13 protein-coding genes are annotated in these 12,885 nt (G+C 67.3%); 1 reads left to right on the top strand and 12 read right to left on the bottom strand.

Annotated features, from left to right (window positions below; all coding sequences use genetic code 11):
• The first annotated feature begins 127 nt into the window (after positions 1-127).
• On the top strand, positions 128-439 hold the full coding sequence (locus ACIBVN_RS48100; protein ID WP_397147420.1) for a hypothetical protein: 312 nt from the start codon (positions 128-130) through the stop codon (positions 437-439).
• A gap of 422 nt (positions 440-861) precedes the next feature.
• Here the strand turns inward: ACIBVN_RS48100 and ACIBVN_RS48095 are convergent, their stop codons facing one another.
• The 12 genes from ACIBVN_RS48095 to ACIBVN_RS48040 form a co-directional block, all read right to left on the bottom strand.
• Entirely contained in the window at positions 862-1,605 is a 744-nt protein-coding gene (locus tag ACIBVN_RS48095) for a hypothetical protein (protein ID WP_397147418.1), read from the bottom strand.
• 245 nt (positions 1,606-1,850) lie between these two features.
• A complete protein-coding gene (locus tag ACIBVN_RS48090; protein ID WP_397147416.1) occupies positions 1,851-4,046 on the bottom strand; it encodes a relaxase/mobilization nuclease domain-containing protein in 2,196 nt (731 codons plus the stop codon).
• On the bottom strand, positions 4,043-4,438 hold the full coding sequence (locus ACIBVN_RS48085) for a hypothetical protein (RefSeq protein WP_397147414.1): 396 nt from the start codon (positions 4,436-4,438) through the stop codon (positions 4,043-4,045). Before ACIBVN_RS48085 ends, ACIBVN_RS48090 begins: the two co-directional genes overlap by 4 nt.
• Before the next feature lie 240 nt (positions 4,439-4,678).
• Complete coding sequence (locus tag ACIBVN_RS48080) at positions 4,679-5,140, bottom strand: hypothetical protein (RefSeq protein WP_397147412.1); 462 nt, start codon at positions 5,138-5,140, stop codon at positions 4,679-4,681.
• Positions 5,141-5,570: 430 nt separating this feature from the next.
• Positions 5,571-5,726: a hypothetical protein gene (locus ACIBVN_RS48075; RefSeq protein ID WP_397147410.1), complete on the bottom strand. Its 156-nt coding sequence runs from the start codon at positions 5,724-5,726 to the stop codon at positions 5,571-5,573.
• A gap of 130 nt (positions 5,727-5,856) precedes the next feature.
• Positions 5,857-6,429 carry a hypothetical protein gene (locus tag ACIBVN_RS48070; protein WP_397147409.1) on the bottom strand — a complete coding sequence of 191 codons (573 nt, stop codon included), beginning with the start codon at positions 6,427-6,429 and terminating at the stop codon, positions 5,857-5,859.
• A 409-nt stretch (positions 6,430-6,838) separates the two neighbouring features.
• A complete protein-coding gene (locus ACIBVN_RS48065) occupies positions 6,839-7,165 on the bottom strand; it encodes a hypothetical protein (RefSeq protein ID WP_397147407.1) in 327 nt (108 codons plus the stop codon).
• 148 nt (positions 7,166-7,313) lie between these two features.
• Positions 7,314-8,315, bottom strand: a complete 1,002-nt coding sequence (locus ACIBVN_RS48060) for a hypothetical protein (RefSeq protein ID WP_397147405.1) — start codon at positions 8,313-8,315, stop codon at positions 7,314-7,316.
• Between the two features lie 103 nt (positions 8,316-8,418).
• On the bottom strand, positions 8,419-9,633 hold the full coding sequence (locus tag ACIBVN_RS48055; protein ID WP_397147403.1) for a hypothetical protein: 1,215 nt from the start codon (positions 9,631-9,633) through the stop codon (positions 8,419-8,421).
• A gap of 247 nt (positions 9,634-9,880) precedes the next feature.
• A complete protein-coding gene (locus tag ACIBVN_RS48050; protein WP_397147401.1) occupies positions 9,881-10,210 on the bottom strand; it encodes a hypothetical protein in 330 nt (109 codons plus the stop codon).
• A 134-nt stretch (positions 10,211-10,344) separates the two neighbouring features.
• Positions 10,345-11,556: a hypothetical protein gene (locus tag ACIBVN_RS48045; RefSeq protein ID WP_397147399.1), complete on the bottom strand. Its 1,212-nt coding sequence runs from the start codon at positions 11,554-11,556 to the stop codon at positions 10,345-10,347.
• 660 nt (positions 11,557-12,216) lie between these two features.
• Positions 12,217-12,813, bottom strand: a complete 597-nt coding sequence (locus tag ACIBVN_RS48040; protein WP_397147397.1) for a hypothetical protein — start codon at positions 12,811-12,813, stop codon at positions 12,217-12,219.
• Positions 12,814-12,885 lie beyond the last annotated feature (72 nt).

The following is a 12,885-nucleotide window of genomic DNA, read 5'->3' as shown; positions in this document are numbered from 1 at the left end:
CGGCGGACACGACTTAGACACTCGAATCCTTGCAGCTCGGGGGCACCTTTTCTGTTGTTTCAGGCCACACCATCTCACCGCTTGAATATCTGGGGTTAGCGTGGAAGCACCGTGAGGGATGGCTCACATGACCGATAACAAGGCGCAGAAGAGCGCCGCCCGCCGCCTGGCCGCTACATCTGGTATCTCCTACACCGCGGCGCTGTGGCAGCTGCGCGATCAAGCTGCCGGGCAGAGCGTGATTCACGCTCGGGACGTGCGTGCGCATCTGGCCGCGACACTCCAGATGGCAGGCTGGCCGGTGACAGCCGACGAACCGTGCGATGCCGCGCAGTATCGGTTGTGGGCCGGGCCGGCGCTGGTCACGATCGGCCGTGCCGACCAACTGAATTTCTGGCGTGGGGACGAGGACCCGATGACGGCGATCTGGTCGATCTGACAACGCCGCCCGAGATTATCTGCTTCGCCCCGCCGTGAACGACGGCCACGACGTGGAACAGGTCGCGGAACTGCGCGGCGACCTACCGGCCGAGCAGCTGGCAAGCGAGCTCGCCACGTTCGTCGAGCGCTGCCGCGCCGACGCTCTGGCTCGTCGCGGCCTAGACGATGAGTGTGCACTGTGCGGAGGCGCCTATCCGGCAGCCCATCTGCTCGCTCCGACCACGACCGAAGGCCTGCAGGTCTGCCCGGCCTGCGTGTTCGATGGCGACCGCCTGGGCGGGATCACCGCGTCGCTGGAGCTGGACCTTGACCACATGTTCTTTACCGATCTCGACTACCCGGCAGGATGGACGGCGGTGGCGGCGCTGCTGGCCTGCGCAGGTGGTCATGCCCTCCCATCCACCAAGCTGCTGTGCGGCGTTACTCCCTCGCCACGATGTGTGTCCCCGCCAGCGTACGCTCGGCCAGCGCAGCGTGTGGCCGACAGCCGGGCTGTACCTGCCCAGATGCGGCTCCCGGGCTGTCGGGCAGGAACACAAGCACGTCTCCCAGCCGCGCAGGGCACGGCCGGTCATCGTCCACGATGCGCAGCCGGGCCAGTTCGCAGCTGTCGCCGTACCGCAGCGCGTCCTCGAGCTCCAACCGCGCAGCCGCCAACGCGTCAAGAGCATGCTCCAGACGGCGGACGACCGCAGGAGCCAACGGCTGATGCGGCGCATCGATGGCGTCCTGAATCCCCTCGCGCAGCACGTCCACGCGGGCAACGTCCTCCATGAGCAGCGGCCGCATGTCACCATCCGGCCGGTGAAGCGCGTCGATCCGGCGCAACTCCGGATCGGCGAGCATCGCATCCGAGCCGATCTGACCCGGGGTGCGCACCTGGCGAGCGCCCACCTGCAGCACCTGGACAACCCTCGCGCGCTTGAGCACTCCATGCTCATCGATGTCGACGACGTAGGCGCGCGGTTCGCCGGGCGCGGCAATGCCGCCATGAGCGTTCATGGGCTTGACCGTCGGGGTGGCGACGAGCACCCACGTGTCTGCGTGTGGATCGGCGCCGGGCTCGATTTCCGGCGCCGTCAGCACGACCGGTGTCTCCGGCCGGCAGCTTTCGCCGACGCTGACCAGGTCCGCAGCGGTGGCGATGATCCGAGGGGCGTCCATGGTGTTTGTATGTACCATGTCGCGGAGTGATCGGCAGCGGAGCACGGTATGCGAAATTCGGGAAAAGCGTTCGCGTTCACGAGGCGGCTCACCGCGCCGGCGCTCGCTGTGATGCTGATCGGTCCGACGGGCAGGGAGCAAACCCGGCCCGGCGCCTTCACGCTGCAGATTTGGACGTTTGATGTCGTGAACGCGTGGCTTCCGGAGGAGCGGCCTCGGGAAGCCACGCGTTAAACGAGGGGGTCTTACCGTCGTCGCGGCGCCTGTGACGGGGGCGCTTCTGGGGAGGAAGTGGGCGGCGGCCGACGGGGGGAGGGTCGAGCCGCCCCTGACGGGCTCTGCCGCGCGGCCTGTCGGACGGCCTGCCGGGTGGAGGTGGCCACGAACTTCTTGAGCGTCGCCAGCTCCTGTAGAGGGACCGTGACGGTGTAACGTGCGCCGCCCTCGGCGGCTTGCGCGATGACTCCGCGCTCAGACAACCGTTTCAGGAGTTCGTCCGCCTTGTCCTGGCGTACCCACAGTTCCCGTTCGAGCAGCGCTCGCGAGCATTCCTGGGCTTGAACCGCGGCCAGCACAGCACGCTGGAAGAGCCGGTCATCACTCGTGCGCAGCACATGACCATCTGCCACATCGTTCTGCGCGTCGACCGGCGTCGGCTCGGCGCGGCCGTCATGAGTCAGGGGTTGGTCTTGCGGCTTCGAAGCCTCTGATGCGGCCGCGTGCGGGGAGCGTTTCGTGCGGCGGACCGCAGCGGTGTGCTCGGCCGCTGCGGGAGCGTGGTCGACGAGCCAGCGCTCCAAACGCCAGATGAGCACCTGAGCGTCGCTGCGCGCCGGGCTGGTGGTGTCGTGCCGCAGGGGCCGCTGCCAGACCACCCCGGCCAGCACCTCCGCCGGGTTGTGACCGAGCCGCTCCACGCGAGCCAACATGCCGGCCAGCGACGGCCAGGCCGTGTGCCGCAGAATGTGTTCGGCATCGGCGCGCCCGCGGACGGCATGGCGAAGAGCGCTTTGGAGGTCCGGGCGCTGAGCGGCGACATGGTCAGGGCGAGCCCGCGGCCGCGCGCCCAGAAGTTCGGCCGCGTACTGCAGGTGGGCACCAGCCAGCCATGCCAGCTGGGCGTGTGTCTGCCGACGTTGGGACTGTCGCAGCGCGTAGACAGCGCGTACTGCCAGGACCGCGGCGACGACGAACGCCGCCACGATCGCCATCTCGTCACCCTGGCCCACCATGGACCCGGCTCTCACCACTGCCTGCAGCGCGAACCGCATGTGACGCGATGCCTCGCTGCGCTCGCGCCATGGGTCGCGCCCCACCCGCTCCAGGTGCCGGGCCGCAAGCTCGAGCTTGTCTCGCACCGCTTCTGGCGCCCGCCGCGCCGAGACCGTCATCAGGTCCGCCAGGCCGGCGACGGTGGCGGCCGCGCCCGGATCACCGCGTCGCAGCGCCGCGGTCGCGTGCTGGACGGAGCGAGTGGCCTGTTGCCAGGCGGCGATCCGCTCTGCCTTGGCCGTGTCTTCTCGTTGATGCGCGCGGCCGGCGGCCCGTGCGCGTGTAATGGGCGGGGGAGTTGTGCGGCCGCGGGCGGGGGTGGTCGTGTCGGTCCAGCGTTGCCGGATGCGGGGCAGGGAAAGGTCCGGGGCGAGTTTCGAGCCGCTGAACCAGATGGGTTCCCCGCTCGGTCCGGTGTCGCCCTCGCAGGCCACGGCGTAGCCCACCACCTGTCCGGAGGGCGAGGTGTGTCGATGCACCAGCAGTTCAGGTTCGTGGTGCAGCCGGGTGAAGAAGTCCGCCTCGCTGGTCGCTTCGAGCGCGATGGGCCGTACCTTCCCCCGCAGAATCTCTCGTGAGGTCACGCGTTGCCGGCGGAGCCGGTGTGCCTTGGCCTGCTCGGCCAGTGTGGGAGCTTGCACCGCAGTGCGGTCGGCTTCGGCCGTGACGCGTAGGTCGAGCTCGTGCTCGATCGCGCGGCACTCCTTTCGCAGCCGCAGCCAATCGTTGTGCCGGTCAGGTAGTTTTCCGTCTTGGCGTACGAGCGTGGCCACCAGGTGAACGTGATCGTCAGCATGGCGCACGGCGATCCAGCGGCAGCCATTCGGATCGCCGCGAGGTGTGATGCCGGCGGCGGCGACGAGACGGCGGGCGATCTGCGCCCACTGCGCGTCGCTCAGTTCGGGATCTCCCGGTGCGGAGCGCACGGAGGCATGCCAGACGTGGTTCTCAAGCCGCCCGCCGTACGCCTCGACCGCGCGGTCCAAACGTCGCGCCAACGTGTAGAGCGCCTCCCCCCGCCGGCTCTCGTGCTCGGCGGCAGGGTCGAATTCCACGCCATCCCAGGAAGCGACTAGCCGGGGCCGCTGGTGCTCTTCGCGTCGGCCGGGCCCATAGACGTAGCAAAGCAGACCATAGGTTCGGCTGCCCTGCTGCACCTTCGCGATCACGATGGGGGCTCTAGGCCGGCGACGGCGTCCGCTGCGGCCTCCAAACGGCGGATCCCATCCGTGACACGCATCAGGAGTTCATCCAACGCCACGGCCTCATGCTCGGAGTCGAGCGTCGTCACCGCCTCGCCCAGCGCTGCGGCAAGACGGTTCATTGCCACACGCGCGCGGATGAACTCCACCAGTTCGTCGCGCCGCTTTACCGGTACGGGAGTGAGGTCCTGCATAGCCACTGCCAGCGATGTGGTGGCGACATAGGAGCCGACATCCACGCCTTCACGGGCGGCGACGATCCGCAAGGTGGCGTACTCCCGATCGTTGTAACGCAAGGGACCGACCCGGTGGTCGCGGCGCTTCTCCCCCCACGCGCGTCGTCCCACCTTCAGCTGCATCCCTTCTGCGTGACCCACTCCACAACCTGACAAGTAAAAGTGACTCAAGTTCTGCGCTCTGTAAGGCGCGAGCGTAGCGGATGGCCGACAAAAATGGAGGGATAGTCCGACTATTCCGATAACTTGCTCCCCAAAAGGGCTTACAACGATCTTGAAAAGCGGGCTACTGGTCCGGGTGGACCTTGCAGCGCCGGGATGTCAGGTCCGACATCCCGACGACCGCGACGGGGAGCTCAGAAGTCAGCGCCCTCTGCGGCGTTGAATGCTCAACCACAGACGCGAAAAGGCCCAGAGCCGGGCGAAGAGGTTACCCCTCCGCCGAGTTGCTGAGGAACCGCCGAAGTCGTCGAGGGCTTCAGGGCTCTCGACGAAGTCAGGAGTGACGCAGCCGCGATAGCTGGCGTCGGCCGCATACTGAGCACGAGCACGCGCGAGGATGCCGACCGCGTTGTAGGTGGCTGGCCCGAAACTGATCGAGGTGCCATAGTGCCCGGCTTTGAGGTCGGCAGGGTTGATGGAACTGCCGAGATAGTCCGCGATGCGGTCAATGACGGCGCGGATTTGTTCGTCTGTACCTGTTGGGAAGTAGTGCACCGTCACCGTCCCAAACGTCGGAATGGGGATCTTGGGGTTGGCGTCAAGGAAGTCAGCAAGATCCCGCAGACCTTTGACCAGAGTTGGGCGGTCGGCCGAGACGAACATGTCGATTCCTCCTTGTTCGGGGGGCGCTTGTGCAGTCCGGAAACGTGCTGGTCGGCGACAGCGAGTGAGGCGGCAGGTCACCAGTAAGGGTTACGCGCCCAGCTGTGGACAGTCGGGCGCTGAGGTGCGGGGTACTCGTTCCCGGCGACATGAGCGATTGGGTGCTATGACTGTTCGCCCGCCAACAACCGCGGCGCAGCCGACGTATCCCTGTGCGGTCACTCCACGGGGTGCGCCTCGCCTGATCTGGCGTGCCAGCATGGACAAATCGTCTGTCGTGACGCCGTCGAAGAAGAGGGCGCCGCGAGGAGGCGATGGCGTGACCCTGCGTGCTGAGAGAGTCAACCACTATCTGGCGGCTTGGCGGTGACGTTGTGGCGTGCCGCCGCGCGTTGTCCGCACGGCGGCACACGGTGGCACGCGGCCGCAGTCAGAGTTGCTGGAGAACGTCCTGCAGATTTACGCCGGATGTTTCCCGCGCTCGCCAGATTTCCTCGTGCGTGGTGCCCGCAGCGTACAGCTGGAGGTACCAGGCGTGATCCGCGGGGATCTCACCAGCCACGCCGGGATCGTGCTGAGAGTTCATCGTCAACTCCTTCGGGTTCAGGATAAAAGGACGGTGCTTCTGTCGCGACCGGGAGGGAATGTCGGCCCCCGGGGGCACCGTCTGTGGTCCCCGGGGCCGCTCTAGCCGCTCCGCGAGAAGGCGTTCGTGGTCAGAAGGGGATGTCGGCGCTGGCCTGGAGGGCGGGCTGGTGCGGCTGGCCCGCCTTGCGGGTGTGCATGTAGTCCCTGACCCAGTCGCCGAGCACGAGCAGGGCTTCGCGGGCTTGGGCGTCCGTGGCCACGGTGCGCAATTCCGCGTACCTCAGCAGATTGAGGCCGTCTGCGGAGGCGGCTCGCACCTCCCGGTCTTTAGCGCCGGCCTTCAGAGCGCTGCTGTAAAACCACAGGTCCACGTTGGCTCGATAAGCGGCGCGGACGCGGCGGTCACTGGCGCCGGCTCGGCGGGCAGTGTCGTACTCGAAGGGGGCGATACCGGCGCGGTGGGCGGCCAACGTTCGATCGTGGCTGATTCCCCACTCACGGGCTTCGACGTAGTCGAACAGGTCTATACCGGCCGCGTCCGCCGCGCACAGTTCGGCGTGCGTGCAGCCGATCGTGAGTCCCTTCGCGTACCCGTACAGGTCCATGCCAACCGAGTGCACGAGGTGAACCTGTTCGGCGGTAGCACCGGCGGCGCGGGCAACTGCTGCGCTGTGCGCATCGATGGCGAACGATGTGACCACGGATGTCTCCTGTCTACGAGTCAGATTCAGAAGGGATGCGTCCCTGATCGGGCGATGCACACTTGACTCAGGGCGCATCTCGATTGGGTTTCTGGCCGGGCGAGCGGGGAAGCTGTCCAACGCGGACGAAGCGGACGTGAGGGCCTGCTGGTGACGTTGACCACTCAGCCGTAGGTCGACGCACTCGACGGTGACGGCTCCCTTGTAACGTGTCGCGAGTCGGGCTGACCCGGCGCCTGAGTCCGTCACCCGGTGGACCCGCGGAGCGGGGCAAGACTCGCCCTTGGGGCGAGTCTTGCCCCGCGCAGCGGGTTCGCCGTATCACTCAGGCAGGTGCCGAGTGACCCGCCCTGCGGCCATTTCCGCCCCGCTTTTCGTCCAGCACGGCCGTGCGCCATGGGACGCGGGGTTAGGTCGGCCGGAGGACGCCCTGGCGGTGCTGGAAGACCGGCGGCTCGGTCTCCGTTTCCCCGGTCGCGTTGTACTCCTGGACTGCCGCGCGGCAGGCGTCGCGTTCCCTGCGCCGGTCCGGGCACCATCCCTCTTCGCGGACGATCGGGCGGCGTGGACGGTGACGCTCGTAGAAGCCACGGATGACCGCGGACACGTCGGGGCGGTCGAGCAGAAGGCTGCGCGTGGGGTCCCAGTCGCGCAGGACCTCCGGCTCGACCGGGACAAGCGTCCGGAAGTAGTGGGTGAGGAGCCAGTTGAGCTGGTCCTTGTCAGTTCGTGACATGGACCTCCTACGCGTGACAGGGCATGGTGAGGGAGAGCAGGGCCAGCCACCGCAGCCGTCTGCGAATAGCGTCGGCGTGGTTAGTTCTTCGTCGGGTGAGCAGCTCGGGGATCCGAACGGCGGGGCCGGACTGCCGGGTTGGGCGTGGTTAGAACGGAATGGCCCAATCCATCGCGAGCACCTGCTTGTGGGAGTGGCCGTTTCGCCGTTCGGAGGCGTAGGCCGACAACCAGACGTGGTGGCGGTGCGCTTCCATGATCTCGGCGTGCGTGGCCACGCACGCGGCCGGCAGGTAGTCGCGGATGGAGATGTGTGCTGCGGCGAGTTGGCCTGCGCGACGCACGGGCATGCCTGCCTGGCGGGCCGCGGCGTACCGCAGCACGGCGGAGAGGGGCGCGCCTCTTCTCCATGCCTCACGAGTCCACGGCAGCAGCGCCAGACGGGCGACGATCGCGCGGCAGCCGGTAGCCGTGGCGAGAATCGTGCGGTGGGACAGCCCGTTGTCTCGGGCCTCAAGGTAGGTGTGCGTTGAGATGTTCGCTGCCCGGGCTTGAGCGAGTTGCTCGTAGGTGGCGACCTCGTTCATGAGGGCATCCACCTCGGCGTAGTCGAGGCCCGCGTGTGCGTCGAGGTCGAACTCCTCCAGGCCGCGCAGGTCGGCACCGTACCCGTGAGTTTTGATGAGGGCTTCACCGTTAACGTCGTCGACAACGAACATCCGTCGAACACGGACCATCCCTTGTTCTGGGTGACCACCCAGCACATCGGCGGGATGGTAGGCGACGAGCAGCAGGTGAGTGAACGGGAGGTTGCCGGAGGCGATCCCTTCCCACATGGCCGTCTGGTTGCCGGTCTTGGGGTCGGTGTAAGCCACCTCAGTGGTGGCTAGGCACAGTCCGTCCCCGATGGCCGACGGGCAGGCGTCGTTGTTGTGGTCGTTGATCGGTCCGGGGGCGATGGCCCAGTTGCCGGGTTCGGGATAGACGAATCCCCGCGAGGAGAAGCGCTGGCCGGTGGCCGGATCGCGGCGGACGGCACGCAGACCCCAGTGCTGGGTTCCCTCCGGCAGTTGGTGCCCGCCGTCCGTGACCACCTTGTGAAGCAGGTTCGTTCGGGGCAGGAAGTCCGCGACAAGGGTTGGTTCAAGCATGCGATGTGCTCCTTTGGTCAGATCGCGACGACGGGCGTCCGGGATGCGAAGGCGGCGCGCCCCAGATGCCGCCACGGGCAGGCGGGGCGGTGCTGGCGAGAGGTCAGCCATGTGCGGGAATGCGGAGGCCGGGCGCTGCGTCGAGTTCCTCTTCGAGGTCCGGTCTGCGGTAGCCGAGGGAGGCGAAGTCGAAGGATTGCTGGGGCGAAAAGCTGTCCGCTGGTGGCCGCATGTGACGGCTGAGCCAGCCGTCGAGAACGAGCAGAGCTTGCAAGGTCGCGGCTCCGTCGGCGGCCTGCTGACCGCTGCCGTTTAGGCAGAAGTCGCGTCCGGTTCGATGGGCGGCGCGTACTTGCTGGTCTGTCGCGCCGGCCCAGCGAGCTAGGACATACTCGCGCAGGTTGATGCCCGCTCTTTGTGCGGCTCGGATGCGGCGGTCACTGGCTCCAGTTTGCCGCGCTGCGGGGTAGACGAAGACGTCGATGCCAGCACGGTGCGCGGCGTAGATGTGGTCATCGCTGATGCCCGCTCGGCGCGCTTTTCGGTACAGCCGCACGTCGATCCCGGCGCCGTGGGCGCAACGCACTTCGTTGTGGGTCAGTCCGTCGGACAAGCAGCTGCCGTACTCCCTCAGGTCCACGCCGGCGGCATGCATGCTCAGCGCCTGGCCCGGGCTGGCTCCTGCTCTCAACGCGTGCGCCAGAGCCTCCATGTCAACGCCGGTGCGGCGTGCGGCCTCGATCTCGCTGGGGGTGAGCCCTTGCATGAGCAGGGGGGCGGCCAGGGATAGGGAGGGCAGGTGCAGTCCGGTCAGCTCGGCGCCTGTGCCGTGCGTGGTGATCAGGTGCGCGCCGTCGAGGTCGGCGACCACGTACATGCGCTCGACTCGGACGATGCCGCGGTGGTAGTCCAGGCCGAGTACGTGCTCGGCGTGGTAGGCGACCAAGAGCAGATGGTCGGCGGGGATCCTGGTGGACGCCATGCCCGTCCACATCCAGACGGTGTCGCCTGTCTTCCTGCCTCGCCATCTGATGTCCACGATGTCGGTAGTGACCAGGCACAGGCCGTCCCCATCTCGGAGGGGGCGGGTCCGATGGGCGTCGCGATAGAACGGTCCCGCCGCCTCGACCCAGTTGCCCGGGCCGGGATAGGTGAAGCCGTTGCGGGACGTGCGAACCCCGCTGGCCTCATCCCGGTAGACGGCGCGCAGCCCCCAGTTGGTGGTGCCTTCCGGCAACTGGTGGCCGCCAGCGCGGACGACGGTCTCCAGCAGATTGACGTAGCGTTTGCCGTCGATGGTGACGGTCGGCTCGAGCATCTCGTGTCCCTCCACGGTCTCGTGCGCGCGAGACCGACTGTCTCGGCGCCTGGGTCGCTCGCCCTGCCCGGGCGCGGAGCAGGGCAGGGCTCGCCCGTTAGGGCGACCGCGTAGCGGCTTGGCCTTGCCCTGCGGAGCGACCGGGCAGGACACCCAGGCTGGGCGCCGAGATTGACCGGTTAGTCACCTCGCGTCGGCCGCGCAGCGCTTCGGATACGGCTCCGCGGCGACGCATCCGCGTGGCGGCTCAGGTTCTGCCCCACACCGTCACGGTCCGCGGGACCGGGCCGTCCGTCTGCGCGGTCACCTGCAACGTCCAGTGAGGGTCCAAGTGGGGGCGAACGGCGTTGAACCAGGCTCGGGCCAGGTCTGGTTGCTGACCAGTGGCCGGCAACGTCAGGTGCAGCGAGCGCATGCCCGGGCTGATGTGGGCCTGGCAGGTCAGAGCTGAAGGCTGGCCAGCCTGGTGACGGCCGGGCTGCGGAGAGGCAGGGATGTCGCCACGATCGAGGGCAGCGAGAAGCGCCTTGGCGAGCTGGGAGTGCGTCACGACGATGGGTTCCTTGGATGAGCGCATGCAGGGGCCATGGTGGCGGTGGGCCGCCGCGCGATCGTGAGGTCGCGCGGCGGCCGCATCAGGGGAGGTGGTATCCGCCCGGCAGCGGTCAGGCCGACGGGCTGCAGACGGCTGAGATTCGACCGCCAGGTCCGTTAGAAGGGCAGTTCGTCCGCGAACGTCGGCGCGTAACGGTGGAACCGCTCGTTGGCGACCTCGACCACGTTGCGGCCGATGTGGAGGGCGGTCTGCACGTCCTGGTCAGTGAGGCCAGCTTCCCGAGCCAGGGCGTAGTCGCCCACGTCGATCCCTGCCCGGTGGGCGGCACGCACCTCGCGGTCGCTCGCGCCAGCTCGCAGAGCGCGCACATAATCGGGGAGGTAGAACTCCAGCCGGCGGGCGCGACGCACCCGCCTGTCGCTGGCTCCTGCCTTGCGCGCGTCGTCGTAGTGGTACCAGTCCACTCCAGCCTTGCGGGCGGCACGGTAGCGTGAGTCGCTCACCCCGCTGATGCGCGCGTAGACGTAGTCGTAGATGTCGTCAAGGTCATCGCTGATGGCGAGGATCTCGCGGTGGCTGGCACCAGCTTGGCGTGCGTCATCGTAGGCGCCCAGAGGAATACCCGCGCTGGAGGCCTCGAGAATCTCGTCGTGGCTGCCTCCTGCCTCCAGGCAGCGAGCGTAGTCATGCTGCCAGAACTGCTGAAGCTGACGGAACTGCTGGAACGCGTGGCGGACCTGCTCGTCACCCGCTCCCGCCTGGCGTACTCGGGCGTACCATCGCAGATCGATGCGGTCGGCGATGACGGCCTGGATTTCGCTCCAGGTGGCCCCCGCCATGAGCACGGGAGCGGCGTTGGTGATCTTTGGATCCGATAGTTCAACGCCGCTGAGGTACGCGCCGGTGCCCCGTTGGATGATCAGGGAGACGCCGTCGATATCCGCCACGACGAACATGCGCCGGACTCTCATCGTGCCATTCCAGACGTCGGTTCCCAGGACGTCGTCGTCGTGGTAGGCGACCAGCAGCAGGTGATCGGCGGGGATTCTGCTGGAGGCGATGCCGTGCCACAGTGGCGCCTCAGGATCGAGCTCCGTGGTCGACAGGCACAGGCCGTCGCCGACGCGGCGCGGAAAGCCGTTGGTGTTCCTCTCGACGATCGGGCCTGGAGCCTCGGCCCAGTTCCCCGGCGCAGGATAGACGAATCCATGCGAGGAGCAGCGCTCGCCTGTGTTGGAGGCGCGGTAGACGGCGCGAAGCCCCCAGCGGGTGGTTCCGGCCGGCAGTGTGTGGTTGCCGTCACGGACCAGCAGCTCCAACAGATTGGTGTAGGTCTTGTCGAGCAGGTGGACGGTCGAAATCAGCATGCGGCATCCCCTCGGCGTGTCCGATGCGCGCGAGGCGAGCTGCCTCGGCGCCTGGATTGCCGGCACTGCGGGGGGCGTGGAGCGGGGCAAGGCTCGCCCGCAGGGCGACCGTGCGGAGCACGGCTTGGCCTTGCCGCGCGGAGGGTCCCCCGCAGTACAACCAGGTGGGTGCCGAGACAGCCCGCCTCACGGTCTGGTGGGCCGCCGAACACGTGAGCCGAGCTGTCACAACGACAGGATCAGGTCGGGGGTGCTGGATGACCTTGTCCCAGGGGCTCATCCCACGGCGTTGTGTAGGTGCACGTGTCCGTCGCAGTCGACTTGACGGTGCTCGACCAGCGTTATCGGTGTTGATGGCCACGACGGCACAGTCCTGATGTCGCGACCCACAGCGGTATCGATTGGTGACCTTCCACGACGCGATAATCAGGTAGTCGTATGCGCGGCGGCAGATCGCTGGCGATTTTGCGCCGCAGGACCGGGAGTCGTCATTCATGCGTTCCTGTTCACGTGAGGGCAGGAACAGAAGTAGGTCGGCACCCATCGGGCCGGGCTCTGGACGCGCATGTATCCAAGAACGCGCGCCCAGCTGTACCGCGGGGAAACGCCGAACTCGTACATGACGCCTGGGAGGCGTCTGCTCAAGTTACTGGCCACTGGTTACATGGGCGCTTGCCCACTCTCCTGTGACTGCTGCGCCTCCATGCTCCTGGCGCTGGCGAGAATGCTCGGAAGGTGCTTTTTGACGATCGCGCGGACGCGGCGTTCGCGCAGGCTAAACGCGTTGGCGATCTCATGCACCAACGGGTCGATGTCGGCGAGGTCCGGGACCCGCTCGGGCAGGACGCCCTCCGTTTCCGCACGCCTCAACATGCGCCCGTATACCGCTCCCCACCCTTGACGTTCGCCGAAGTCTTCGAGTTCCTCGCGAGTCATCGGAAGAGCCCTCAGGACGACCTCCGCGAACTGGGGGTACTCGCGCTGGATTTCCTGGTCGGTGAGGAGCCATCGCACCACAGGGTCCTTTGACTTGAGCAGGTCCTGGTACGCGTTGGCCTCTCGCTCTTTGTGTGCCTTGTCCAGCGCGCGCAGGGCGGCGGTTCGCGCGTCCTCCGCCTTGAAGTATTCCGCGACCTTTTCCGGCGACATGGTGTGATCCCAGTCGGGAACTGGATAGTCTCTGTACACGCGGCCGCGCTCGGTGTCGAGCTTTCTGCCGTTTAGGGCGTTGAAATACGCTTCAACCTCGGGCAGCATAAAGGCCCTTCCTTTCCTTGGTGGGGGTGGTTCCGTTTGACCACCTCCCAATGCGCACGTGCACGACGCACG

The sequence above is a fragment of the Nonomuraea sp. NPDC049400 genome (genome assembly GCF_044466425.1).
Taxonomy (GTDB): Bacteria; Actinomycetota; Actinomycetes; order Streptosporangiales; family Streptosporangiaceae; genus Nonomuraea.
Note: the sequence above shows the minus strand (reverse complement) of the source record. Positions and strands in the feature narration are given on the sequence as shown.